General features: G+C 69.4%; 21 protein-coding genes. 14 read left to right on the top strand and 7 right to left on the bottom strand.

What is annotated here, in order from left to right; all coding sequences use genetic code 11:
- Positions 1 to 40: 40 nt before the first annotated feature.
- Together ACYVDO_RS05845 and ACYVDO_RS05840 are read right to left on the bottom strand one after the other, a co-directional pair.
- Entirely contained in the window at positions 41 to 637 is a 597-nt protein-coding gene (locus tag ACYVDO_RS05845) for a hypothetical protein (protein ID WP_460933696.1), read from the bottom strand.
- A 113-nt stretch (positions 638 to 750) separates the two neighbouring features.
- A complete protein-coding gene (locus tag ACYVDO_RS05840; protein WP_460933694.1) occupies positions 751 to 2,256 on the bottom strand; it encodes a hypothetical protein in 1,506 nt (501 codons plus the stop codon).
- Between the two features lie 1,111 nt (positions 2,257 to 3,367).
- On the opposite strand from ACYVDO_RS05840, the gene ACYVDO_RS05835 reads away from it, so the two are divergent.
- Together ACYVDO_RS05835 and ACYVDO_RS05830 are read left to right on the top strand one after the other, a co-directional pair.
- Complete coding sequence (locus ACYVDO_RS05835) at positions 3,368 to 4,516, top strand: DUF4062 domain-containing protein (RefSeq protein WP_460933692.1); 1,149 nt, start codon at positions 3,368 to 3,370, stop codon at positions 4,514 to 4,516.
- 68 nt (positions 4,517 to 4,584) lie between these two features.
- On the top strand, positions 4,585 to 4,842 hold the full coding sequence (locus tag ACYVDO_RS05830) for a hypothetical protein (RefSeq protein ID WP_460933690.1): 258 nt from the start codon (positions 4,585 to 4,587) through the stop codon (positions 4,840 to 4,842).
- A 34-nt stretch (positions 4,843 to 4,876) separates the two neighbouring features.
- Here ACYVDO_RS05830 and ACYVDO_RS05825 read toward each other — a convergent pair whose 3' ends face one another.
- Positions 4,877 to 5,992, bottom strand: a complete 1,116-nt coding sequence (locus tag ACYVDO_RS05825; RefSeq protein ID WP_460933688.1) for a hypothetical protein — start codon at positions 5,990 to 5,992, stop codon at positions 4,877 to 4,879.
- Positions 5,993 to 6,348: 356 nt separating this feature from the next.
- Between ACYVDO_RS05825 and ACYVDO_RS05820 the strand changes: the two genes are divergently transcribed.
- Positions 6,349 to 7,215, top strand: coding sequence for a pentapeptide repeat-containing protein (locus ACYVDO_RS05820; RefSeq protein ID WP_460933686.1), 867 nt, complete (start codon positions 6,349 to 6,351; stop codon positions 7,213 to 7,215).
- A gap of 353 nt (positions 7,216 to 7,568) precedes the next feature.
- On the opposite strand, the gene ACYVDO_RS05815 is transcribed toward ACYVDO_RS05820, so the two are convergent.
- A complete protein-coding gene (locus ACYVDO_RS05815) occupies positions 7,569 to 7,739 on the bottom strand; it encodes a hypothetical protein (RefSeq protein WP_460933684.1) in 171 nt (56 codons plus the stop codon).
- Positions 7,740 to 7,860: 121 nt separating this feature from the next.
- Between ACYVDO_RS05815 and ACYVDO_RS05810 the strand changes: the two genes are divergently transcribed.
- From ACYVDO_RS05810 to ACYVDO_RS05790, 5 genes are all read left to right on the top strand, one after another.
- Positions 7,861 to 9,834, top strand: a complete 1,974-nt coding sequence (locus ACYVDO_RS05810; protein WP_460933682.1) for a TniQ family protein — start codon at positions 7,861 to 7,863, stop codon at positions 9,832 to 9,834.
- On the top strand, positions 9,822 to 10,628 hold the full coding sequence (locus ACYVDO_RS05805) for a TnsA-like heteromeric transposase endonuclease subunit (RefSeq protein ID WP_460933680.1): 807 nt from the start codon (positions 9,822 to 9,824) through the stop codon (positions 10,626 to 10,628). The genes ACYVDO_RS05810 and ACYVDO_RS05805 overlap by 13 nt, the downstream gene beginning before the upstream one ends.
- Positions 10,628 to 13,018, top strand: a complete 2,391-nt coding sequence (locus ACYVDO_RS05800; RefSeq protein ID WP_460933678.1) for a hypothetical protein — start codon at positions 10,628 to 10,630, stop codon at positions 13,016 to 13,018. Before ACYVDO_RS05805 ends, ACYVDO_RS05800 begins: the two co-directional genes overlap by 1 nt.
- 19 nt (positions 13,019 to 13,037) lie before the next feature.
- A complete protein-coding gene (locus ACYVDO_RS05795) occupies positions 13,038 to 14,213 on the top strand; it encodes a TniB family NTP-binding protein (RefSeq protein ID WP_460933676.1) in 1,176 nt (391 codons plus the stop codon).
- Between the two features lie 219 nt (positions 14,214 to 14,432).
- The gene (locus ACYVDO_RS05790) at positions 14,433 to 16,283 is read left to right on the top strand and encodes a TniQ family protein (protein WP_460933674.1); all 1,851 of its coding nucleotides are present in this window, start codon (positions 14,433 to 14,435) and stop codon (positions 16,281 to 16,283) included.
- On the opposite strand, the gene ACYVDO_RS05785 is transcribed toward ACYVDO_RS05790, so the two are convergent.
- A complete protein-coding gene (locus ACYVDO_RS05785) occupies positions 16,276 to 16,773 on the bottom strand; it encodes a hypothetical protein (protein WP_460933672.1) in 498 nt (165 codons plus the stop codon). The two genes, ACYVDO_RS05790 and ACYVDO_RS05785, sit on opposite strands and share 8 nt — an antisense overlap.
- A gap of 556 nt (positions 16,774 to 17,329) precedes the next feature.
- Between ACYVDO_RS05785 and ACYVDO_RS05780 the strand changes: the two genes are divergently transcribed.
- The 6 genes from ACYVDO_RS05780 (at position 17,330) to ACYVDO_RS05755 (ending at position 20,578) form a co-directional block, all read left to right on the top strand.
- Positions 17,330 to 17,860 (top strand): hypothetical protein, encoded by a 531-nt coding sequence (locus ACYVDO_RS05780; protein WP_460933670.1) that lies wholly within the window; start codon positions 17,330 to 17,332, stop codon positions 17,858 to 17,860.
- Positions 17,857 to 18,603, top strand: coding sequence for a type II secretion system F family protein (locus tag ACYVDO_RS05775; protein WP_460933668.1), 747 nt, complete (start codon positions 17,857 to 17,859; stop codon positions 18,601 to 18,603). Before ACYVDO_RS05780 ends, ACYVDO_RS05775 begins: the two co-directional genes overlap by 4 nt.
- Before the next feature lie 257 nt (positions 18,604 to 18,860).
- The gene (locus tag ACYVDO_RS05770) at positions 18,861 to 19,259 is read left to right on the top strand and encodes a type II secretion system F family protein (protein ID WP_460933666.1); all 399 of its coding nucleotides are present in this window, start codon (positions 18,861 to 18,863) and stop codon (positions 19,257 to 19,259) included.
- Positions 19,260 to 19,524: 265 nt separating this feature from the next.
- Positions 19,525 to 19,719 (top strand): DUF4244 domain-containing protein, encoded by a 195-nt coding sequence (locus ACYVDO_RS05765; RefSeq protein WP_460933664.1) that lies wholly within the window; start codon positions 19,525 to 19,527, stop codon positions 19,717 to 19,719.
- Positions 19,720 to 19,739: 20 nt separating this feature from the next.
- A complete protein-coding gene (locus ACYVDO_RS05760; RefSeq protein WP_460934271.1) occupies positions 19,740 to 20,069 on the top strand; it encodes a TadE family type IV pilus minor pilin in 330 nt (109 codons plus the stop codon).
- Positions 20,006 to 20,578: an Rv3654c family TadE-like protein gene (locus tag ACYVDO_RS05755; RefSeq protein WP_460933662.1), complete on the top strand. Its 573-nt coding sequence runs from the start codon at positions 20,006 to 20,008 to the stop codon at positions 20,576 to 20,578. The genes ACYVDO_RS05760 and ACYVDO_RS05755 overlap by 64 nt, the downstream gene beginning before the upstream one ends.
- 65 nt (positions 20,579 to 20,643) lie before the next feature.
- Here ACYVDO_RS05755 and ACYVDO_RS05750 read toward each other — a convergent pair whose 3' ends face one another.
- Both ACYVDO_RS05750 and ACYVDO_RS05745 read right to left on the bottom strand, forming a co-directional pair.
- Entirely contained in the window at positions 20,644 to 21,615 is a 972-nt protein-coding gene (locus ACYVDO_RS05750) for a hypothetical protein (protein WP_460933660.1), read from the bottom strand.
- A gap of 126 nt (positions 21,616 to 21,741) precedes the next feature.
- Positions 21,742 to 24,120 (bottom strand): DEAD/DEAH box helicase, encoded by a 2,379-nt coding sequence (locus tag ACYVDO_RS05745; protein ID WP_460933658.1) that lies wholly within the window; start codon positions 24,118 to 24,120, stop codon positions 21,742 to 21,744.
- Between the last annotated feature and the right edge of the window lie 42 nt (positions 24,121 to 24,162).

Here is a 24,162-nt window from a genome sequence, read left to right as displayed (position 1 = left end):
GCGCCCAGACCAGGAGCTGGCGCAAGGGCCCGCTCACCGCTCAGGTGAACGTGATTCGCACCCAGGCGGGGCCGCCGGGTCGAGCCTGGATGTCGCCGTAACCGCCGTCGTCGAGTTCACCGGCAGCGATGAGGCGTTCGCAGAACGTGAGGAAGTCGTTGTAGTTCAACTGGGCGCGCACGGCCGGCTCGAGCCGGTCGTACACCACCTGGGGGTGCACAGGGGTTGCCGCGAGCCCGGAGGTGGCAAGACGCAACGGCAGCAGCAGGGCACGCTCCTTGCGGTCCAGGCGAACCTTGGCCAGGTCGACGACCAACGGAAGGACGGCAGGGATGAGCTCAGCGGGGACGTCGTCGCGGCCCGCGGCGGCAAGGCCGGCTGCGACCAGGGCGGTGGCCAGGACGGCCTTGGCCACGGATCCGGCGATGTTCACTGTCCACCCGCCTGGCCTCACCTCCAGCTTAGATGAGTGGGTCCGGGCATCAGCCAGCAGGACGTCTTCGAGAGTCTGCGCCATCAGGGTGTCGTGGCCGATGCCAAACGCCGGCAGCATTTCGTCGATCAGCCACGACCTGTCCATCGGGTCGGGCACGGCCAAGCCGGTCAGCACGTCCTCAAGGGTGGGCGGTGTCGACATCTGCTCACCGTCTCCTTCCTGTGGGCGTGCGAGCCACGGCCGGGGGCGCGGGCTCGGGCTCATCAGTGTGCGGCACTGCGCAGACGTTGGCGAGTGCTTGGACCGGGCACGCGTCAGCCTGCGGTGGTGCCGTCGTAGCCGATGAAGGAGTCGGTCTGCGTCAGTGATGCGGTCACTGCTGACAAGGCTTGCGACCACTGCGACCAGTCCGATGCAGACATCAGTAGGCGGTCTGCGAGCAGGTCGGTGAGTTGCCCCGCGAGGAGCTGGATGGTCAGGTCGTCCCCTACGGCGAGCATCACATGGGGTTGCTCGTCGACGTGCCAGACCAGACCCTTGAGGGCAGGGTGGGCCAGGTCGAGGTAGTTGGCGTGGACGACTTCGGTGTCGCCGAGCAGGCGACCGGGCCCGACCATGGTCATCAGGCCGGTGTCGACCAGGACGATGGTGGGTGTAGCCAGCACCGTGGGCAACCAATGCTGCTGCCACGCGGTGCTCAGGTAGCAGCTCGCGGCGATGCAGTTCACTGCGATGCCTCGCTGGTCCCATGCCTGCATGACTGAGCTGTACTCGCTTGGGTCTGGGATGACCGCGTGCAGGATGAGGTCGGTTCCGTCGTCGTCGACCAGGACGCGGATGGCGAAGATCGGGTCGTCGTTGGGTTCGGCCAGGAACCGGGTGTCTGCGGAGCCGAACGTGAACTGTCGCGCCACCTGGGTGCGGCGCCGGGCGTGGACGACGACGTACGGGGTCGCTGAGGCGGCGCAAAGGTTGAGGACGTCATCGGGGTTGACGTCGGCGACCATCGTCGCCAACGCGCCCGCGTACGGGTGACGTAGGCGCACCGAGCTTGCCGCGGTCAACCGGTGCACCGACTCGGCATCGGTTAGAGCGGCCTCCTCGACCGCGTGTGGCAGGGCCACGTCGACGCCGGCACCGGCCAGGGCGGTGATGAGCGCGTCCGCGGGGGCGAGGTGGTCGTTGGGCCCTGCCGTGGCGATGCCAGCGAGCACCGGGTCCGCGGCCAGGACTGCGGTGATAAACGCGTACTCCCAGGTCTCCCAGGCGCGGTCCAGGGATGCGTCGGTCGCGTCCATGCCGAGATCGTCAACTCCGAGACCGTGCTCGGATTTGAACGCGGAGTCGGCGCTGCCCACGGCAGCAAGGACGATGTCGTCGGAGCAGTGCCGTTGCAGCAGCCGGAGCCGATGGTCAGGTCGCCAGGTGGCCGGCAGGTCGGCAAGCGAGAGCGTCTCGGGGAACGCGGAGAGCGCCAGGTCCATGACCGGGGCGGACATTGCCCACCGAGCCACCGCGGTCGCGGCCAGGTCGACCCGGTGCCCTTCTGGGACACGCGCGAGCATCCGACCCAGGCGCCGTGCCAATGGCTGGTACGCGGGGTAACGGTCAAGTACTTGGTCGACGTCAGGGTGCCGGGTCCGCGCGAGGGACACGGACATGAAGCTCGCGAAGGACTCGTGTACGAGACGGCACGCATCGACCAGCGGCCGCAGAAGGGTGGCTGCCCATTCCGGGTGGCGAGCGACGACGTGCACGAGCGTTCCCCAGCTGGTGTCGTCGTTGAGGACCTTGTGGTGGATCTCGTGCAGGTGGGCCACGTGGTGCTCGGCGACGTCGTCACCGAGCAGGCTGAGCCAGTAACCGGTCGGAAGGTACGCGCCCGCCGACCCCGCACCCTCCGAGGCGAGGAACAGGCAACACGCGTCGTCCTCCGGGCCTCGCGCTGTTGATGTCATGGGCCTCAGCGTGCCCCGAAGGGCGGACGGTGGAAAGGCTGAACGGCATCAAGGCCGACGAGCCGGAAGGGTCCACACGAAACCGGGCCATGTCTGGCCCTTCTATACGCGGCTAGAACGCCGGAACCTGCTTTACGGGCGCCGTGAGCCCTGTTGTTGGGACCCGACGCCTCCACCGGATTCGCGATGTCACACCGCTCGTTCCCTGCCGGCTACGCCCATCCCGTTGGGGGCCCGGTATCGGTGCACGCGGCGTGGCGACTGGGAGTATAGAGGTATGTAGGAAGTGTCATGAGCTCATGCCTCCCCGCGTTTCGACGTTCCCATGCGCGTCGCGGAACTCTGTCCCCAGAGTTGAAAGGCGGCCTTGCGCGTCGAGGCGCAAAGCCTCGGCGAAGAAGACGACCCCGTGCGACCTATCCGTGCGGTCGCTAGTTCGATCGCGGCTCTGGACCATGAGCTGGACGGGATAGCCGCTTTTCGCTTGCGTGCCGTCAGGCGGCTGCGCCGCGACGGTTGGTCATGCGACCGCATTGCCGAGGCCACCGGCTTGTCCAAGGGACGAGTTGCTCAGCCGGTGAGAGACCAGCGGAACCCGAAAGGTATCCCACGCGTAAGCCCCTGCGGGCGTAGCCGGATGGGCAGCAAGCCTTCGCGCCTGCGCGTTCGACGGCGCACGCGGTGGGATGTCGCTGGTACTGCTCATACTGACTCGCATGAACAGCAACGGTCCCCTCGATCCAGTCGGCCAGGGGGAGGAGTACCCCATCGTTGGGGCATCCGCCCCACACGGCTTCACTCGAGTTCAGTCGGGCTACGGCTGCGAGCGGTGCGGAACCGTTGTTCCCGCCATGGCTCGCTGGGTCGCGATCCACAACCAGTGGCACGCCGACTTGACCTCGCGACTCTCGCGGGGCGGCCCATAGTCTTAGTCGGAACGGGGCGCGTCGGTGCCGTGCGCGAGACTGGACCGGTGACCTTGCGAATCGACCTGACCGGGACCCCAGCGAACCTCAGCGACCGTGACGTAGCCGATTGGGCCGCCGACCAGCGGGTGTTTATCTCCTCCGTGATGGGCGGCGACATGACCAGCCTGCGCGAACGCGTGGCCCACGAGGTAGCCGACCTAGGTGCGCACCCGGTGTGCTTCGAGAGGTTCGGCGGCCGTGACGACGACGCCGAGGTCGCCTACCTCGCCGAGGTCGACTCAAGCACCATCTACCTGGGCCTCCTCGCCCGCACGTACGGGCGCCTTGACCGGTCGACGCACTTGTCCGCGACCCATGCCGAGTACCGCCGCGCAGAGGAGCACAACCTTCCGCTGAGCGTCTGGGTTCGCGACCAGGACGACGTGCAGGCCGACCAGCTGACGTTTATCGAGGAAGTGCGCACCTTTCACACGACGGGCCGGTTCACGAACGCTGACGACCTCGCTGCAGGTGTCCGGACACGCCTTCGGGAGATGGCTGCCTCGGACCTGTCCCCTTGGGTCAAGCTGGAGGACACGATGTTCCGCGCCACCCAAATCCACGTTGACGGTGCCAACGTCACCATCGACGCCGTCATCAAGTCTGTGCACGTGCTGGAAGACCTGGAGCGCATGCGCGCGGGCACCTTCGGTTCGCGTGAAACGGTCCTTACGTATCGCGGCGGGTCCTGGCCGGCGCGGGTCACCGGGGTCGCCACGACCACCACAGCCTCGCGCAGCACAAAGGTCCAGGTCATGCTCGAGCGAGGCTCCATCACGAGGTCACCGTTCGCGAGCATGTCGATCGGCATGAACTCACGCAGGTACTCCTCGGACGATGTCACAAGGATGGCGCTGCGCTCGGTCCTGTTCGGCGAGCGGGGCGAGGACCAGGTGCTGTCTCTGGGTGGTCGCATCCGCGACTTCACTGCGGACCTTCCCGCGCAACGAACTGCCCATGACATCTGGACCGCTGCCTTCGACTTGCTGTTTACCGAGGCGTTCGTGGGCTCCGGACGTGCACAGCGCGTGCTCCGCTGCCAGGTCAGCGCTGCGGGCCCGTCCGGTCGGACGGTGCGCGTGGAATGGGTGGGGCACGACGATCATGCCCGCACGGCCACCACACAGTCCCTGACCGGGACTATGCCCATCTGACCGGCGACTGGTCCACCCCGTGTCCGGCGGCAAGGCCCGACGTCGGTGGCGGCGCCTACCGTGGCCTCATGCTGACATCGACCACGACTATTCGCGGCGTCCGGCTCGAGCCGGGCGCGCGCATTCCCGCGCCAAGCAACGAGGAGACGCTGCGGTTCGCGTTCGTCGCTGTGTGCGACTCGGTGGCCCCGGAACGGTGGCATGGCGAGGTCATGTTCGCTGGCAAGGTCGTTCTGCGCACCAAGGACCACCCCACGTACGAGCAGGCCGGGCGCGCTGCCCAGCTCGCCCTCACCGACCGAGTTCTCCAACTCCTGGGCGACTGAAGCTGCTGACGCCGCCCCTGGCCGCCGCGCGGAATCACCTGCCGGGGCGTCCCTCGCCGGTGCCCTGGTCGGACGAAGCGAGAACGTGTGGACCCTTGGTCGAAAGGGCGTGGACCTTCGGGCTTCGAGCCCCCAGAAGGGCTCGCCGTGGGTGGTCGTTGCGGAACACCATGGTGAAATCGGGCGATCCGTTCACCATGTCCTCAAGGTTCCGGTTCTGTTCCCGTTCCTGCTGAGCTGTGGCGGGGTTCGACATCCGCAGCGCCTCGTACAGCTGTGGTCGGGTCAGGTCTACCCACGCCCGCAGCGCAGTGCCGTATGCCGCGGCGACGGCCACAGCGCCCCGGTATGCCATCCACGTCGCGACGTACGGCACCAGCGACCACAGTAACCACGCGCCGTGCGGCCACATCACCAGCACCGTGGCGACAGTGGCAACGGCGGCGCACGCGCAAACACGCACGGCCAGGTCCAGGTCATTGCGCCGGTCCTGCACGTACGCAGTGTGTTCGCTCTTGGCAACCATGCCGATGTGCGTTGCGAACACCAGCACAGGCAGATTGCTGGACGCTCCAGCGAGGAGCTCGTGTCGCCGAAGGACGTTGCCCAGGCTTGTCGGCATCACGTCGAGCGGCGTCGTGGGGTACCGGCCGACGACTCGTTTCGCCGTCTCGTGCGCCACAGCAGCGGTCAGGAGCTCGCGGCGAGCGTTGTCGTCGTCGCCACGGAGAACGTCAGTCACGTCGTCGTCATCGAGGACTTCAAGGGCGGTGCCGAGCACCCCTACACGTCTGGACGCAGCGTTCCGCCGTCGAAGGTGAGCGCTCGTGCGCCACACCCGCAACGCCTGACTGGTCGCGCCGCCACCCCAGTACCCTTCCAGCAGTTGAACCAGCGGGAACTGAAGCGGGTGCGTGACCAACGCCAACGCGAGTACGGCAAGGAATGCAGCGGCCGACGCGGCAATGCTCGGGTGAGCCAAATGCGCGGTCACGTTCGCGACCGCCGGCACCCCATCCACGGCGCCGGTGGCCCACAGTGACCACAACCATCCTGCGAGCAGCAACGACGGGACCATGCTGACCAGACCGAAGTACCGGCCGATGCTTCGGCCGGTACCCAAGGTCGCATCACTGGTCAACGACGGCACAAGCAACCTCTACGACGACGGGATGCGGACCCGGTGCTCATAGTCGACGCACCACCGCTCCTGGTCTGACAACCGCGACAGCGCGCTCGCGCGATGCTTGCTGCACACCCACCGGTCGCCGTCTCGGGCCGCTGGAAGCGTCTTGCCCCCTGACCGGCTCGAGCCAACACCCGGCGGTTGAAATCCTGATCCCTCGACCATGTCCGGACCTCGCTCCCGGTGCACCAGCAACCCGCGCACCCTCCTTCGATGGTAGGGCTCGGCCGAATGGGCGTCGAGGTCAAGCGGCGACGGTGCCGCTGCCTGATACGGCGCGTTGACCACGGTGTACCGCACCGGGCGGCAACCATGACCCTGTGACCTCGTCACCCGAGCACGACAGCACCATCGAGCCGGCGCCCCAGGACGACGGCACCCACGACGTGCCGAATGAGCCGGCGGATAGCCCGGCCAGTCCGCAGACGTCGACCAGCGTGGAACCGGCGGCACCCTCGGAAGACGCAACGAGCGCCGCGCCCACGAGCAGCCTCATACCTTCCGTGCCCGCAACGAACGAAGGACACGACCCGGTCGGGGCCGCGCTGTGGCTCCTTCCAGCCTCCTTCGTCGTCACCGTTGCCGTCCTCGGCCAGTTCGTCGGAGCAGGTGCCGCAGCCTTGGCCATCAGCGCCCTGGTTGCCGCCACGGCCGGCATCGTCCTCAACCGCGGCGTCGCCGGACACCACCTCCAATCCTGGCCCGCTGCAACCACGGTCGCCGCACTCATCGGCCTCGGATGCCTCGCGCTCTCAGCCACCCGGACAGACCTCACCCTCACCAGCCACCCCACCAAAACGGCACCCATCTCGACATCGGGCCCCACGCACCTGGACGGCCTGCGCCTCACCCAACAGTTCGTTGACACGCACTCCCTCCGAGCCTCGTCACTACGCGCAGCAGACCTGTCCGGGTTAGACCTGACCAAAACCGACCTTGACGGAGCCGACGCCCGAGGCGCCAACTTCAGTCGAGCCAACCTCGCCCAAGCCCACGCCGTCGGCGCCGACTTCCGCGGAGCCGACCTCACCAGAACCTGCCTCGACCGAACCAACCTCCGCGGCGCCGACCTCCACGGCGTCACCGCCACGGGCGCCGACACCACCGACACCGCCACCGACCCCGGCGCCACCCAAACAGCAGCCACCTGGCCACGCAAACCCGACCCCGCCGCCTGCAACCCATAACACCGCTGCAGCCCACCCCAAGGCCCCGCCCCGCCTCCCCCGCCGGTGAGGACCGAGCACCAGCCAGAGCGCAATGAGCCCGCGTCACAAAGATTTCGGAAAAGCACCTCAAAAGGTGAACAGTTACCGATCCGTCACGCCGATAGCACTGGAACCGAGCACCACCCGTCTCCAGTGAAAGGCACCGCGATGACCATCTTTGACCTCTACCTGCTCAAGGCGCTGACCGAATGGTGGCTCCTGCTCGCCACCGGGTACCTCGCCTGGCACCTGTACGACCAGTGGACCAAGTCCGACCAGTAACCCACTCCCGACCTTAGTTCGGCTCCGAGAACCGCGGACCCGAACTAAGGTCAGACCACCATGACCGTCACCACCACGTACGACAACACCGACCACACCTGCGCCACCTGCGCCGCCGCCGTGAAGTTGGTTACCAGCACCCGCTTCGGCGCCAGCGACCCACCGGCGGGCCGGCGCCTACCCGCGACCTTCGAGTGTTCACGGAACAGGGCCCACAACACGGGACTCCAAGATCCAGGGCACCTCGCTTAGTCGGGCGCAGGCAGGACCGACCGTCGGACTCTGCCCGACCCGCAGCTCTAGGATTCACGAGGTATAGACCTCTATACTCCGCGCGTGTAGATGTCAGTCACACGGTGGGTTATGTCGCATGGAGGCAGGGCGACGCGCGTGTTGGACCTGATCCGGGGAAGGGTGGCAGGGGTGCGCGGGCATGGTCGTATGACGTTGGTGGTGGAGCCCTTTCCTGGCGAGGCGCTGTGGTCCTGGCTGATGCGCACGAGCGCGCATGCGCTTTCACCTCCTGGTCTCATTGCGCGGCGTTTGGGGCTGCCGGTGCGTGCCCAATGGCGGGCGGGTGGAGCCAGGGTGACTTGTTTCGGTATCACCCTCCCCCAGCACTTGGCTCATCGCGCCGCGACCGTCGCCGCCATGTCGACCGACGAGATGCAGCAGATGCATCTGAGCGCCTTCGACGGGACAGCGTTGGACCTGACCGGACTCGACATCACCGACGAACGCACCGTGGGCATTGTCAGCCGACGCGAATGGATGCTGCCGTTCTCCTCTCGGGCATGCCCTGCGTGTCTGACCGACGCGCCCGTCTGGCCGCTGTGGTGGCGGCTGCAGTGCGCCGGCTGCTGCCCAACGCACCGTCTGAGGTTGCTGGATGTGTGTCCCGCTTGCGGCATTCCGTTCACCCGTGGATACGCTTTGGAAGGGCGCGCGCGAGCCCTTTCCGATGCCCGCATACCGGACCCGACCAGATGCGGAAACCACACCCCACATGGGCCCTGCAAGCAGGTACTCGCGGACTTGCCTGCCCATGAGGCGACGAACCAGCAGGCGGACTTCCAGAATCTCCTGCTCAGTTTCGCTCACCCAAGCTCGGCCTCTGCCCGTGCGCCCGGACCCGGGGTCCGACTGGAGGGCTCAGTCCTCTTAGGAGGCCGGACCCTGACCCGGGCTCAGTGGTTCATGACATTGCGTGACCTGTCCGCCATAACGCTGTCCTTGACCGGAACCGACCCCCGCATGGTCCAACGACCCAGCCCTGCCCGGACCCGGCCGCTGGAACAGTTCCTGACCCACTGGTCCAGCGGCGACAGCATCATCTTGCCCACCGGCTACCGCAGCGGCCCGCCCACAGCACGCGCCTGCCTAGCTCTCTTCGACCTGCTGGCAGCCGCCATGACAGCCGACAGCGAGCAGGCGTTTGCCGCTGCTGCCAGCCCGCTTGTCCAGGCGTTCGTGAAGGAAAACACCCGACGCGGGCACGACTCGCTGCGCTGCCTGCGGGTGCGGGGACTCGTGGCCGACCTTGCCCTGGACCTACGCAGAAAGAACTTCGGCCGCATAGTCGCGCCGGTAGCGATGACGCGTCATCGACCCCCTCCAGAGCCGCAAGCCGCACCTCACCCGGGCGCCACCCCCGTACCCGCGCCGGAGCTCAGCACGAGCTGGGCGCTGCCTGCGGCGTGGATCCCCACGTTGGTGCCCGTGCAGCAGTACAACAGGTACATCGTGGAGCACCTGCCTGGCACGGCAACCACGACAGGGCGACGGTTCGCCGCTCTGTCGGTAGCCCGCCTCGCCGGTGCGAACACCTGGGCGAATGCTGGTCGCGCCCTAGGCCTCGGCGACGCGGGAAGCACCCACGTCGCCGACGTCATCGGACGACGCATCAGCGACCCGGACCAGTACTGGCGCTCAGTGGCCGCTGTCCTTGCCGAACTTGGAATGGAACCCGTTGACTACCGGGCCAGAATCGCCTCCCTCGCCGGTCTGCGATCCATCCCCGCGTCGACCTGGACGCAGCTGACGACCGCCCGTGCCGTGTTCCGTTACACAACAGCCCGCTCCCGTCACGCGGCGGCCTGGGTATGGGCAGAGCACACCGGTGGACCGTGGACCGAGTCGCCGGCTGCCCTCGCCCCCTGGCCGGGCGCCATCGACCGAAACTCTCGTGTCGAGGGGTATCGCCGATTTGACCGGCAGGCGCCGACCGACCTGCGCCACGCTCTGCTCACTTGGGCGGCCGCGAAGGAAACGGATGCGCCGACTGAGACGTCACCAGGGCTGTCATGCCCCCGGTAGTCGGATCCGCACCAGCCAGCATCGACAGGGTCCGCGCCACAACGGTCACGTGGGTCGACCACACCGGTGCGGAGCATCAGGGCATCCCAAGCCAAGATCTTCGTGGATTGCTGCCTGGGCGAGCAATCCGCAGCATTGCCCAGCATCGAGGGGCCACCCACACCGCGAGCAACTACTGCTCGAGCACCGACCGCGCCAACTTGGCGTGCGAGTCATGGCTCGAGGCACGCTGGCTACGACTGCTTGACCACGACCCGGACGTCACCGCCATGCGCACCCAACCCCTGAGGCTCACCGGGACCGACATGCAGGGCGAGTTCACCCACACCCCAGACATTCTCGCCCGGCTCCGGGGTGGTGGTGCCCGACTGATCGACGTCAAGAACCCGGCCATGATTCGCAACCCAGACGTCCTTCGCCGGGCACAACTTGCCTCCGTCGCCGCTGCGAATCTGGGCTGGACGTACTACCTGCTCGCCGAACCACCCGCGACGAGGATGCAAACCGTCGGATGGCTGTTCGGGTTCAGACGATGGCTGACCAGGGACGACCTGTTTCCCGCCCTCCTGATCGCCGCGGCCAAACCGGTCCGGCTGAGAGACCTTTGGGCGCCCTTCGGAGACGACGTGCAGGTACGTCCCGCCACCTATCACCTGCTGTGGTGGCAGCAGCTGGTCATGGACTTCGACTCACCGCTGAGCGAACGCACCCGGGTATGGGCGTCAGCGGTGCCCCGGAGCCCGCACTACGACGACACAGACCCGGCGTTCTCCCGCACGATTAGAGGTGTCTGATGACCAAGGCTGCCGGAGCGAAACTGCCCAGCATCGGTGTCGGAGACACCATCACCTACGACGGCGAGGAACACGTGGTCGTAGGTTTCGAAGAACTGGTCACCGAACAGTCATCCATCGCGTTCCGGCTCCGTGACACCTACGGCGCCTACAAGCTCGTCCTTGCCGCGGCCGTGTACGCCGACATGGTGGCGGCTGCCACCGGCGGCTCAGCGAGCGCTGACACGACCCGCCTCGACCGAGCCCGCAAGCGGCTGAGCAAGAAGGCCCGAAAAGGGAACGCTGGCCCGGGCGCGGAAGGCGCATCCGGCAGTTACCTCGGTCTGCCTTTCGACCCGGCCACCGAGCCCGCACCGCTGCACCTGGTTGAAGAGGCAGACGGCGCAACAGACGCCTCCTGCGAGGAAGCAGCAGTGTGCGGCGGCCGAAGGCGCATTGACTACTCGGCCGCCCTTCAGGGGCTGACTCAGCAAGCGCTCGAACGCGCACAAACCCTCGAACGACACATCCGCGAAGTAGCGACCGGTTACCCAACCCGGCAAGCAGCGGAGCTAGAGCCGCGGCCCGAGTACGACCCTGACAGCACCGACCAGGAAGACCGTATTCTCGCCAAGATGGCCGAGCTTGGAACATCCCGCACAACCATGTATCGGCACTTGGCTGCGTGGCGCGTAGATGGGCTCTGGGGACTCGTCGACAACCGCTCCAAAAGGGTCGTCGACCCGCTTGCCGGACTAGACCGCCGCATCATCGACGCCATCCTCGACCAGGCCGATGCCGAACGACACCAGTCCACCGGCACCTACTCCCGGTTCCGGCGCCGCCTGGCGGCCCGCTTGGCCATCTCCGCCCCGGACCTGACACTCCCACCCGATTCGACTCTGCGACCCAAGATTCTGTTTCTCCTCAATGGCAGGTACACGTTCGACAACGCCACAACCAGACGCACCCACGACCGCAAGCCCTCCAAGACGTACATGCACGCGCGGGCAGACCGACCCGGACAGGCAGTGTTGATGGATTCGACCAAGCTCGACATCACCGCCTACGACCCCGTCAACGACATTGACGTCAAGGTCCAGATGACGTGGGCGGTCGACCTGAACAGCCGAACAATCGGGGCGATGCGACTGAGCCCCCAAGCAGTCAAGAACGTAGACGCAGCGCTCCTGCTTGCCGACATGCTCCGCCCCGAACCGATGCGCCCCCACTGGCAGGAAGAACTCTCCATACGCCTTCTCGGGCTGCCCATGGGCACCCTCATCGACCACGATGAACGGTTCCAAGGGGCTGCAGCCAAACCTGTCATCTATGCCGAAACCGTTCTCGTCGACAACGACCGAGTGTTCGTATCCGATGCATTCGAACGCGGCTGTGAACTGTTCGGAATAAACATCCAGAGCGCCCGCGTCATGACACCGACCGACAAGGCCGCAGTCGAGGCGTCTTTCCGCAGCCTCGGCGCCCGGTTCGCCCAGCACGTAGCCGGATACACCGGCCCGAACCCGGTCCGCCGCGGAGACCTCGCCGAGGAACAGGCCAGATGGACGATCGCCGAGCTTGAAGAGTTCCTCGCCTACTACATCGTGGCCATCTACCAACGCACCCCACACAGTGCGCTGGTCGTGCCGGCGCAACCGTCGCGCCGACTCACCCCGAACCAGGCGTACGCCGCATCCGTCACAAGATGTGGGTGGGTCGCCGCGCCCATCGCCGACGACATGTACTACCAGCTCCTCCCCATCCGCTGGGTCAAGATCCACCCCTACGGGGTGAACCTCAACTACCGCGTCCACGACGACGACATCCTGCGCTACTACGCGCACAAGCCCAGCCCGTACGCGCGCCCACTGACAGCCAAGGGTCGTCGTGGTGGGACCCAGCACGGTGAGAGACAAGGCCGAGGCAAGACGCTGCCGGTGCGGTACGACCCTCGCGACCTCACGTACGCCTACTTCTACGCATGGGACCACCACGCTTGGTACGGCTTGAAATGGATCGACGCCCCAGATGACCTGCAACCGTTCAGCGACACGTACTACCGCAACCTGCGCAAGTACATGCGCGACCACGGCATGAACCACAAGTCCGGACCGGACATCGCCCAAGCGCTATCCGAGCTGCAGCACAAGATGGACGCGGAAGAGAACTGGACAGTCACCACCCGTCGCGAGCTATCCGTGCTGGCCGAACGGGCTCGTGCCGCTGCCCGGGACCGAGCAACCAGCGTCCCCCTGGCCAACCAGGACGAGCTGGACGGCGCTGCCCCTGGCCGTCAAAGAACCAAGCGGGCTGCAGCATCAGCACATGCTGATACCAACGACGGTGCTTCAACGTTCGACATCGACATCACCGCCGCGCGGAGCCTGCGCGTCGTAGGGAACGACTGACCGGAAGGGCGGCTCCAGCATGGTGACGCGCAACTCGTTGGTGGCTCACTGGCCCGACCCTCTCGCCGACGGGGCGGACCCATTAGCGGAGCCGCCGCTGGCTGAACCGTGGACGAAGACGGCGTGGCGGCGCTACCTGGACCGGACTGAACCTCCGCGCCCACCAAGGGTCACCCGTGACGTCTACGACCACATGTCATTCGACCGGGCAGCGGAGTACGACCGTGCCCGAGACCGGTACCACTCGTCGCTGGCCGTTTTCAACACGCCTCTCATCGAAGTTCTGTCTGCCAAGCTCGGCTCACTGCTGAGCATCAACCAGTACGCCCAGCCGGGAGCCCGATCTGGACTTGTGGTGTCAGGCCCCACGCGCATCGGCAAGTCAACAGCGGTCAAGGTCCTCTTGGCCGACTACGAACGCAGCCTGCGAAGCCGCCACCCGGACTACTTCGCGCGGCGCGGCGACGAGTATGTCCCGGTCGGGTACCTGCAGATGCCGGAGAAGGCGTCCGTGAAGGCGCTGCTACAGGCACTGGCCGTGTACTACGAACTGGACCAGCCAGACAGAGCCACGACGACCCTGCTACAGCACGTCGTGACGAAGGCCATGTCCCTGTCTGGGACGAGCATTCTCGTCATTGACGATCTTCATTTCCTCGACGTTGGAAAGGAAGCCGGCCAAGAAGCCAATAACATGCTCAAGGCGCTGGCGAACACCACCGGCGCTACGTTCGTTGCTGTCGGTGTCGAGCTCGAAGCGGGGCAGCTGTTCACCGAAGGCCCCGGCAACAGCCGCAAAACGCAGACCAGTGGGAGGTACAGCCTGCTGAGCCCCAAACGCTACGAGGTGAACTCGAGGGCGGCTGCGACCTCCTGGGTGAACCTAGTGAAGACGTTTGAAGACCACCTGGTCTTGATCGACCAGCCAACGAACAGCATCACGGAGCACTGGGAGTACCTGCACCGTCGCACCGGCGGATCGATCTGTTCCCTATCCCAACTGCTGCGTGAGGCGGCGTTCCGAGTCCAAGGAAGCAACCTGGAATGCATCACCCTGGACGACTTGGGCGAGGTCACGATCGACTACGCCAGCGAGTACGAGTTCCGAAAGCATCTTGAACAGATTCGGGACCAGAGAGCGCGCTCAACTAAGCCTGGTCGCGGTGCGCAAAGGAGCCGTCAGCTCACGGCCTAGCCCAACGATGGGGCCACAAGCCGACTTCGGGTCATGCTGGGCGGCGTGTCTCCGGCGACCGGTGCCGCGCCGGGTGAACGATGAACGGTGAGGAACAGTCGAACGCGTGGCTCCGCCTGAAGTCGGAAGGGGTCTCGCGGCCCGAGCGACTGGGAGGGTCTGATGGGCCGGCCGCTGAGCGTCGCCAGCTGCCAGCGAATCGCTGGGCGTCTGTCGCGGATGACGCTCGTCGTGCCGATTGAGTCCGGGGAAAGCCTGTGCTCCTGGCTGGACCGAATGGCCGACCACAACTGCGTCAGCCGTCAGATCATGTGGCTCAGCCTCGGCCTGACTACGCCCGGACGGCAGGCCCCGGCGGCATTAGGTGTGATGCTCCCACCTGAACAGGTCGCGCATGTGTCCGCCCGCACCGGCGAACCGGTCAGCGCCATCGAGGCTGCCCTCCTTAGCCACTTTCGCGACCGAATCCTCACCGTTGAAGACCTGCGACCCGACGTGCCCGGCCTGGTCAGCACATGGGGCCGCGTCCACTGGGTCTACACCCGCTCGTCCATGGCGTGCCCGAAGTGCCTGGCGGAGTCCGGCGGCGTGTGGCAGCTCAAGTGGAAGCTCCCGTGGCTGTTCATGTGTGAACAACACCAGTGCTACCTGGTGAGCACATGTCCCGGCTGCGGTCGTGCGCTGCAGACCAATAAGGAAGACAAACGCCAACGAACCATGTGTACCACCCCGGTGCCGACCGCCACTGCCGGCGCCGCGCCGACCTCAGGCCGGCCGCGCATGAGCGCATGCGCCACCGAGATGGTCTCTGTAAGCGCGGTGGCCGTCAAAGACGCCACGGCCATTCAGCGAATGGCTTGGGCGAACGGCCTCGTCAACGCAGAGGCCGTCGACGAAGGGCGAGCGGACCGGCAGGTCGAGCCCTTGGTCATGACGGCGAACCTGCGCGCAGCCGCTCGGCTCGTCTTGCACCAGGGCAGCGTCGAACTACTCGCTGGAGCAGACCGAGCCGTCATCAACACGTTCGAACAGCACGTGCGTGACCGCGAGGAACGCTTGGCGCAGAAGACACGCGAGCCAGGGGTGTTCGTTGCGTACCGGGACGCACCCCGAAGCTCACTGCTCATGGCTGCAGCGCTTCGGATCGCGATCCCGCTGTTGACAGGGCCGCCCGAGTCCATTCAAGAACGCGCGCGTCAACTCATCGAGGCCAGCTACACGCTCCCTGGTGGTCGAACACGCTGGGACCGTGTGATGCGTACCTGGACACCGCCAGCGCCGATGAAGGAAGCGGTCGTGGCCGCACTTGAGAGCCGTCACCAGGGGCTGGCTCCCATCACGAGCCTCACCCGCGTGCATCGAGCCAAACCAGCCACGGCACAAGGTGACGTGGCGTCAGCCGTCCCTGCCCTCGTCTGGCCCAACGTGTACGCCCGACTTCAACCTCACCTGCCGCCAACCTCCCGTCCAGACCACGCACGACGACTCCTTTCAATGCTCATAGTGCGCCTACTGGGCCCCGGTTTGATGAGCGCACCGGACACAGCGGCCCTGTTGGGAACCGGGCCACTGGTCGGCAAGCAGTACTTCGCCTACGCCCTCCATGAGCTGCGAGTTCACGGGAACGGCGCCGAAGTCGTGAATACGTTGACACAGCTGGCCGACCAACTCGCGGCGACCCCACCGCCCGTCGACTACAGCAGTCGACGAGCAGCCCTGGCAGCCCTGACGACAATCACCGAATCGGAATGGTCCACAGTCTGGTCCCCCCACGCGAAATACCTGCCCGTCGGGCCTGAAATCAGCCGATGCCTCATCGCCGCACGCGTTTGGGCCGCGCTCACCGGCGGCGATTTTCGCGTTGCACCAGCCCTCACCGTCGCCGGGCACGTCCTCGCCCCCGTACCCCGTCGAAATCAGTACAGGCTACTCAAGCAGCTACCGCACGTGGACGACCTCACCAGTCAAACAGTCACGACCGTGGCTCAACGGTTCGGCATCCGCGGCCCTCACATGTGGGAACCCGCACTGCCTTCTGCCAACGCCAGAGCCGGCGCACACGTCAGGTGAGAGCGCCGGCGGCAACGACCGCGAACGTCCCAGCCCCGGCCACCACTCCGACTCCCTGGCAGAGAATGCCCCGATGGAGGCAGTTGGCCTTGAAGTTGTTTCCTGCTCGCAGCGACGCGATGGCCTTCGTGTTCAAGTAGGCGGTGATGCTGAGGCTATCGACGGCGCTGTCACCCCACCGCTCCTCGGTCATCGCGGTCAACGTTGAGTTGTCTGCGACTTCGTACTCGACCAGGCGCGTGGTGATGACTCCGAAGAGGAACGCGGCGGCCAGCACGACGATGGTGCCGACGTACACAGCCAAGGCAGGGCCTGTCAGGGGCGCATCCTTCCCGTTCAGCACGCTCAGGGCGGCAACATACAGGCCCGCCGTCAAACTCGCCGCCTGTTGAAGTTTCGAACCGCGCTCGTCCAACGAACTTTGTCGAGCGCGTTCCCACGCCAGCTGCTGGTCAATGAACGCTGCGTAGACCGCGCCCTGCTCACTCATCACGTTCAAAGAACGCGCCGTCGTTCACCGAGGGCGGCTCGCTGCCCTTCACCCGCTCCGTCGAGATCCACTCCCGACCAGCTGGCGGCTCCGGAGCAGGTTCGGACTCGGTCTGCACCCCTTCCTGCCCGGCCTCGCCCGAAGGCGTCACGACGACTTCGTCTCAGGGCGCTGCTCCCGCTGCGGTGGTCGCGGCGACTCACGGACAAACTCGGTACTTACCCAATCACGCGGCGCCGGCGGAACCGGTGGCTCCGGCGTGGGCTGCGGGTTCTCATCGGCCATACCCATAGTGTCCCAGCCGCCACCGACAATCTGGCGTTCCCGCACGAGCGGTTCGCGCCATGGGCCATTTGGCTCCTGCCGAAGGGAGAGTCCCGATGGGCTGGCGCACCATTATGGGCTCCGGACCGAGCCTTGGGTGTGTCCGGCTGCCCAAGTGTCATGTTGAGCCGCGTAAGTCACCGTGCCGCCGGGTCTCTACCTGACACTCGCAGCACGAAAGGCCGGCGTCCATGTGTCACGTTGGGCGGCTTCAGACAGCGGGTGCGGCACCGTGCACGCCAACGCGCCGGCCGACCTCCCGGCCCGGTTCGAGGCCCTCGGCGCCCTTGCCGGGATGCCGCGGGACGCCGTCCGGGCGCAGCTCGCCTCGGCGCTGCGCGTGGTGGTCCACGTGCAGCGCCGGGCTCAGGGCAGGCGGGTCGCGTCCATCAGCGTCCTGCGGACCTGCGCCAGCTCGGGGGAGGTGCGGTGCGACCTGGCGGTGGACGCCCTGTCCGGTGTCGAGGGACCCGCCTGGCCCGAGCTCGCGGCCGAGCTGGCACTCGGTTCCGGCCGGGACGGGCCGGCCGACGCGGGGGCGGACTGCGGAGGCTCGCGCGACCGGGGGCCTGCGGTCCCAGGGTGTGAGGGGCGCCGTACGGAGGGGCGCGGTTCGGAGGGGCCGGGTCCGGAGGGGCTGGGTCTGCAGGGGCTGGGTCTGCAGGGGCTGGGTCCGGAGGGGCTGGGGCTGAAGGGGCGTGGCAGCGAGGGCCCTGCGGTCCCGGGCTGCGGTGCCGAGCCTGGGGTGGGAGCTCGTTCGTGATCGGCTTGGGCGCGTGCCTGTGCCTCGCCGTCGCGGCCGTCCTGCTCTGGCCGCTCGCCCCTCGGGTGGCACGTCCCGCGCGACGGGCGGCCAGCGGGCGTCCGGGCCTGGTCGGTCCGGCGAGCAGCGCGGGGAGCCGGCGCCGGCCGTTCGCGGCACGGGGGACGCGCTCCGGGGCGGCCGGGAGGAGTCGCGCCCGCAGCCGCGCCTGGGAGGAGGGCCTGGCCGAGCTGCTGGGCCTGGTCCTCGGTCCCCTGCAGTCCGGGGCCCCACCCGCCGTGGCCCTCGCCGCGGCGCAGGCGGCACAGGGCCGCGGGCCGTTCGTCGAGCTGGTCGACGACCTCGTCACCGCGGGCACCCACGGCGAGGTCCTCGCCCCCGTCTGGCAGTCCTGGGCGGAGCTCCTCGACAGCGACGACCTCCGGTTCGTCGCGCGGGCGTGGGGGCTCAGTGAGCAGACCGGCTCGCCGCTGTCGGAGGCGCTGGCGACCTCGCTCGAGGTCCTGCGCGCCCGGCGCCGCGCAGCCGACCGCGTGGCCTCGGCGGCCGCAGGACCGCGCGCCTCGATGCTGGTGCTGCTGCTGTTGCCCCTCTCCGGGCCGTTCGTCGGGCTCGCCTGCGGGATCGACCCGCGCACGCTGTACCTCTCCAGCCCGGCCGCCGGCGGCAGCCTCGTGGCGGGGCTGGTCCTGGCCGCCGTCGCTCGCTGGTGGAGCGCGCGCATCCTGGCCCGCGCCGCATGACGGTGGTCCTGGCCCTGCTGGCAGCGGCGGCGGTCCTGCTCTGGCCTGAGCGACGCCCTGGCCCCGGCGGTCCCGGGGGCTCAGGCCGCGTCGGCCCAGGCCCCGTCGGCCCGGGCTCGCCCCACCAGGCGAACTCGGGCGGTCGGGGTGCGAACGCGCCGGCGACGGGACCGCGCGCTCCCGGCCGGACGGGCCCCGGTAGCGTCCGGCCACGCGATGCCCCCGCGCCCGAGGACGTCGCCGACGCCCTCGTGCTCGTGGTGCTCGCCCTGCGCTCTGGGGCCGCCCTGACACAGGCGGTCGCCGTCGTGGCCGCCGCCTCGTCCGGCCGCGTCCGCCGCGACCTCGCGGCGGTCGTCGCGGCGCTGCAGTGGGGCGTGCCCGTCACCGAGGCGTGGGCCTATGCCGGTCCCGCCTGGCGGCCGGCCGCGCTGGCCTTCCAGATGGCGGCGGGCACCGGCGCCTCACCGATCGGGCTGCTGCTCGATGCCGGAGCGAGGATCCGTGACGAGCGAGAGCAGGACCAGGCGAGGCGGGCCGCCCGCGCGGGGGTGCTCCTCGTGCTGCCGCTCGGCCTGGGCTTCCTGCCCGCGTTCGCGTGCACCGCAGTCATCCCCGTCGTGCTCGCCCTCGCCGGCAGCGTGCTCGCGTCCTGACCCGTGGTGAGGAGCCGTCGAGGTCGTGGGCGGTCGCCTCCGTCCAGGGCGCGCCTCCGCCACGCGCGGTGCTGCCGGTCCGGACGACGCGGCCCCGGGTCGGTGACGAGCTGTGCCGCCTCCCGGGGCCCGTCCCGTCCACAGGCGGCACCGGTCTCGCCCGTTGTCCACCGGGCGCGGGCTGGGCCCTGCCGCTCACCGACGACCCCCGCTTCGCTGGACACAGGGAGGGCACCACAGCCCTCATGACCCGTGAGGAGTTCCGATGAAGAGGTCACTGACCCACAGGTTCGCGCGGCTGCGGCGCGGTGCCGAGGCCGGGATGACGACCGCCGAGTACGCCGTCGGCACCTTGGCCGCCTGCGCCTTCGCCGCCGTCCTGCTGGCGGTGGTGCGCTCCGGCGGGGTGAAGTCCGCGCTCGCCGGCATCATCACGACCGCCCTCGGAACGGCCGGGTGAGGCGCAGGCGTGAGTCCGGGATGGCGACCGTCGAGCTGGCGGTCGCCATCCCCGCCGTCGTGCTCTGCCTCCTGCTGGGTCTGGGCGCGGTGGGTGCCGCCACCGACCAGGTCCGCTGCACCGATGCCGCGCGGGCGGCGGCGCGGGCGGCAGCCCGCGGTGACCCGCCGGCCGAGGCGGTGGCCCTCGGCCGGCGGCTCGCCCCTCGGGGCGCGTCGGTGGCGGTCCACCTCACCGGCTCCACGGTGCAGGCGACGGTCCGGGGTCGTCCGGCCGTGGCGCTGAGGTGGCTGGGTCACGTGGCGTCGCCCTCGGCGCAGGCCGTGGCCGCACGGGAGGACGTCGGGTGAACGGGTCGAGCAGGGGCTTCGCCCGCCGACGCGGCGCCCGTTCCGCGCGCCGCGTCCGGGGCGGAGTGCCAGCAGCTCGACGCCGAGCTGCGCGTTCCGCTCGACGCGCCCAGCGCTCGATCACAGCGCCTCGGGTCGGCTGGGTCGGTGCCGCAGGCGCTGACCGCGGGAGCGGCACCGTCCTCATGGTGGCCGTGGTCGCGGCGATCCTGATGGCCACGCTGGGGGGTCTGGCGGTCGGGAGCGCGGTCGTGGCGGCGCACCGCGCCCGGGCCGCCGCCGACCTCGCCGCGCTCGCCGGCGCGACCAGCCTCGCACGGGGGCAGGCACGCACGAGCGCCTGCGGCACGGCTGCGTCCATCGCCGCGCGCAACCACGCCGTGCTCACCGCCTGCTCCGTGGGTGCCGACGGCTCGATCCTCGTCCGGGCGCGGTCAGGGGTCGCCTTCGGCCTCCCCGGCCTGCCGCGGTCGGCTCAGGCGCTGTCCCGTGCCGGCCCGGCACCGTGAGGCCGCCGCCGGGAGCGGCTCCCGGGCGGCGGCCTCGTCACGGCTGGGGTGGCGACAGGCGCTGGTCAGCGGGTGCTGTCGTCTGCGCCGCGGCCCATGATCTTGTCCGCCACCGTGCGGTGACGCCCCGGTTCCTGGCTCGAGTCACTGGCTTCCGTGCCGTCCGCCTCGGGCTGAGGCGCATCGTGGGTCCCGACCTCACCGGCGCGCGTGTCGGCGGTCCCGCCGTCGCGGACGTCGGCTCCCTCACCCTCGCGGGCCGCGCCCGTGCCGCCGGCGCTGGTGGCAGTGGTGGCGCTGTTGGTGGCGGTGGTGGGCTCGGCCGTCGTGCTCGCTGCGGCCTCACCCGCCCCACCAGGGTCCCGGTCGGTGTCGAGAGCGCGGCGCTCGTTGGCGCTGTCGTCCCAGCCGCCGTCGCTCGCCTGCGCACCGGTGTCGAGGCCGCCGTTCCCACGGACCTCGTCATCCCGGTGGTCATGGTGGTGTGCGGCGGCGGCCCCGGCGACGGCGCCACCGCCTCCCGCGACCGTGGCCCCGTGGGCGCCCGCGCCCTGGGCACCGGAGCCGGCCAGCTCGCGCTCCATCCGGGTCCGCTCGTCGGCGCGGATCCGGGACTCGTCCTCCGCCCGGCGGCCGGCGTACTCGTCCTCGCGCAGCCGGTCGCGCTCGGCCAGCCGCGACTCGAACTCCTGCTCGCGGACCCGGTCGCGCTCGGCGAGGGCCTGCTGGTGGGTCTCCTCCGCCCGGCGGCGCTCGTCGGCCCTGATGTTCTCCTCGATCTCGGCCTGGCGCTGCGCCTCCTTGGCCTCCCGGCGGGGGCGGACCCTGCGCCGCGCGCTGCCCCGGATCAGGGCCAGCCCCAGCCACAGGACCAGGAGCACCACGGCGCCCGCGATGATGAGGGCGAGGGGCGTCATGCCCACGCTGAACCCGGCGGCATCGAGGGTGACGGGGTTGGTCAGTGACTGCGTCGCGAGGAACAGCAGGACCCCTGCTGCGACGGCCACGACGACGAGGATGAGTCCGAGGACCAGCACGTGCCTACCTCCAGAGATCAGCGGCGCGTGGTGCGCCGTCCACCTCGACCATAGTGGCTGCCTGCGTGGTCCGCCGGTTTGTGAAGCGTCCGATTTGTCCCGCACGCAGGAGTGCGAAACCGCAGGTCAGGGGCGCGGAGCCGGTTCGCGGGCGAGCTCGGCCAGCGTGGCCCGCAGGAGCCGCGCCGCCCCCGCCTTGTCCAGCGGCTGGTTGCCGTTGCCGCACTTCGGAGACTGGACGCACGCCGGGCACCCGGCCTCGCACCGGCATCCCTCGATCGTCGCCAGGGTGGCGCCGAGCCACGCGCTCACCGCCTGGTGCGCGCGCTCGGCGAAGCCCGCCCCGCCCGGGTACCCGTCGTAGACCATGATCGTCGGCAGACCCGTGTCGGGGTGCTCCGCCGTCGACACCCCGCCGATGTCCCACCGGTCGGAGGTGGCCACCAGGGGCAGCATGCCGATGGCCGCGTGCTCGGCGGCGTGGGCGGCGCCGGGGATGTCCACCTCGGCGACCCCGGCGCCGGCGAGCCACGGCACCGGCATGGTCCACCAGACGGCCTTCGTGCGCAGCGTGCGCGCCGGCAGGTCGAGGGGGTGGGTGCCCAGGACCTCCCCGCTCGGCAGGCGCCGCAGGAAGGACGTCACCTGGCTGTGCACCCGCACGGAGCCGAAGCAGACCTCCAGCGGTCCGACCCGACTGGACCGCTCGGCCGCTTCGATGTCGAACGCGCTCACCGACTGCGCGAACGTGCTCCAGCCCGGGTCGCCCTGCACGACCGTGGCCGTGCCCCCCTCGAGGTCCAGCTCGGTGACGACGTACGTCTGGCCCTGGTGGACGTGCACCGCGCCCGCGTGCACCTGCGTGTGGGCGCTGGCCCCGTCGATCGTCCCGAGCACCCGGCCGGTCCGGCTCTCGACGATCCCGACCACCTCGCCGGCGCCGCGAAGCGAGAGGTGGTCGCCCGGCCGGTCCGACCGGGCCCAGTACCACCCTCCGTTGGGACGGCGGCGCAGGATGCCCCGGGCCACGAGCGCGTCCAGCAGCGGCCGGGCCACCGCCTCGCCCCCGAACAGCTCGAGGTCGCCCTCGCGCAGGGGCAGCTCCGCCGCGGCGGCGGCGAGGTGGGGTCCCAGGACGTAGGGGTTCACCGGGTCGAGCACCGCAGCCTCGACCGGTTGGCCGAACACGACCTCCGGGTGGCCCACGACGTAGCTGTCGAGCGGGTCGTCGGCGGCGACGTAGACCGCCAGCGACCGGGTCCCCGCCCGACCGGCCCGCCCCGCCTGCTGCCACAAGGAGGCGCGGGTCCCGGGCCACCCCGCCATGAGAACCGCGTCGAGCCCGGAGACGTCGACGCCGAGCTCGAGCGCGTTGGTCGCCGCGAGGCCCACGAGCGACCCGGCGCGCAGCGCCCGCTCGAGCTCGCGCCGCTCCTCGGGGAGGTAACCGCCCCGGTAGGCCGCGACGCCGGTGGCCGCGCGCGGGTCGCCCGCGTCGTCGAGGGTGCGGCGGGCGCTCGCCGCGAGGGCCTCGACTCCTGCCCGCGACCGGGCGAAGGCCACCGTCTGGACCCCGCCACCGACGAGCGAGGCGAGCAGGTCGGCGGCCTCCGAGGTGGCGCTGCGCCGCCCCGACCCGTCGGCGAGCTCACCGGGCTCCCACAGCGCGAAGGTCATCGCCTCCCGGGGCGACCCGTCCCGGGTGACCGCGTCGAACGGCAGCCCCGTGAGCCGCTCGGCGTGCAGGCCCGGGTCGCGCACGGTCGCCGAGGCCAGCACGAACGTCGGGCTCGAGCCGTACCGCGCGCAGACCCGCCGCAGCCGCCGCAGCAGGGCCGCGAGGTGCGACCCGAACACGCCCCGGTAGACGTGGCACTCGTCCACCACGACGTAGCGCAGCGCCCGCAGGAACGGCGCCCAGCGCTCGTGGCCGGGCAGCAGCGAGTGGTGCACCAGGTCGGGGTTGCTCAGGACGAGCTGGGCGTGGTCGCGGATCCACCGCCGCTCCTCGGTCGGGGTGTCGCCGTCGTAGGTGGCCGCGCGCACCCCCGGCACCGCCCAGGCCTGGACCCGGGCGAGCTGGTCGGCGGCCAGCGCCTTGGTCGGCGAGAGGTAGAGCGCCGTCGCGCCACGCCCGGTCGGCGCCTCAGCCCCCTCCACGACTGCGGACAGGACCGGCAGCAGGTAACCGAGGCTCTTGCCCGAGGCCGTTCCCGTCGACAGGACGACGTGCCGGCCGGCCCGGGCCAGGTCGGCCGCCTCGCGCTGGTGCGACCACAGGGAGGTGATCCCGGCACCGGCGCACGCGGCATACACCGTCGGGGCGACCCACGAGGGCCACGGCTCGGACGACGCCTGCCGCGCCGGCACCTCGTGGACGTGCCGGACGCGCTCGGGCGACGCGGAGGCGAGCGTGGACAGGGCCGCCCGCGGGTCGAACCCGGTCGGGCGGTCGGCCCCGCCCGGGGCGACCCTGGGGAATCCGGTGGCGCCTGCGATGGACATTGCCGCTACCGTAAGCCCGAGGGCGGACGATGCTCCTCGCCC

Source organism: Phycicoccus ginsengisoli (genome assembly GCF_054779295.1).
This window is presented reverse-complemented; position numbering and strand designations above follow the sequence as displayed.

Excerpts from the sequence above, each read along its gene's own strand:
- ACYVDO_RS05760 (WP_460934271.1), top strand. The coding sequence starts at position 19,740 with ATGGCGACCGTCGAGCTGGCGGTCGCCATCCCCGCCGTCGTGCTCTGC.
- ACYVDO_RS05810 (WP_460933682.1), top strand. The coding sequence starts at position 7,861 with ATGTCAGTCACACGGTGGGTTATGTCGCATGGAGGCAGGGCGACGCGC.
- ACYVDO_RS05805 (WP_460933680.1), top strand. The coding sequence starts at position 9,822 with ATGCCCCCGGTAGTCGGATCCGCACCAGCCAGCATCGACAGGGTCCGC.
- ACYVDO_RS05845 (WP_460933696.1), bottom strand. The coding sequence starts at position 637 with ATGTCGACACCGCCCACCCTTGAGGACGTGCTGACCGGCTTGGCCGTG.
- ACYVDO_RS05765 (WP_460933664.1), top strand. The coding sequence starts at position 19,525 with ATGAAGAGGTCACTGACCCACAGGTTCGCGCGGCTGCGGCGCGGTGCC.
- ACYVDO_RS05830 (WP_460933690.1), top strand. The coding sequence starts at position 4,585 with ATGCTGACATCGACCACGACTATTCGCGGCGTCCGGCTCGAGCCGGGC.
- ACYVDO_RS05800 (WP_460933678.1), top strand. The coding sequence starts at position 10,628 with ATGACCAAGGCTGCCGGAGCGAAACTGCCCAGCATCGGTGTCGGAGAC.
- ACYVDO_RS05745 (WP_460933658.1), bottom strand. The coding sequence starts at position 24,120 with ATGTCCATCGCAGGCGCCACCGGATTCCCCAGGGTCGCCCCGGGCGGG.
- ACYVDO_RS05790 (WP_460933674.1), top strand. The coding sequence starts at position 14,433 with ATGACGCTCGTCGTGCCGATTGAGTCCGGGGAAAGCCTGTGCTCCTGG.
- ACYVDO_RS05785 (WP_460933672.1), bottom strand. The coding sequence starts at position 16,773 with ATGAGTGAGCAGGGCGCGGTCTACGCAGCGTTCATTGACCAGCAGCTG.
- ACYVDO_RS05795 (WP_460933676.1), top strand. The coding sequence starts at position 13,038 with ATGGTGACGCGCAACTCGTTGGTGGCTCACTGGCCCGACCCTCTCGCC.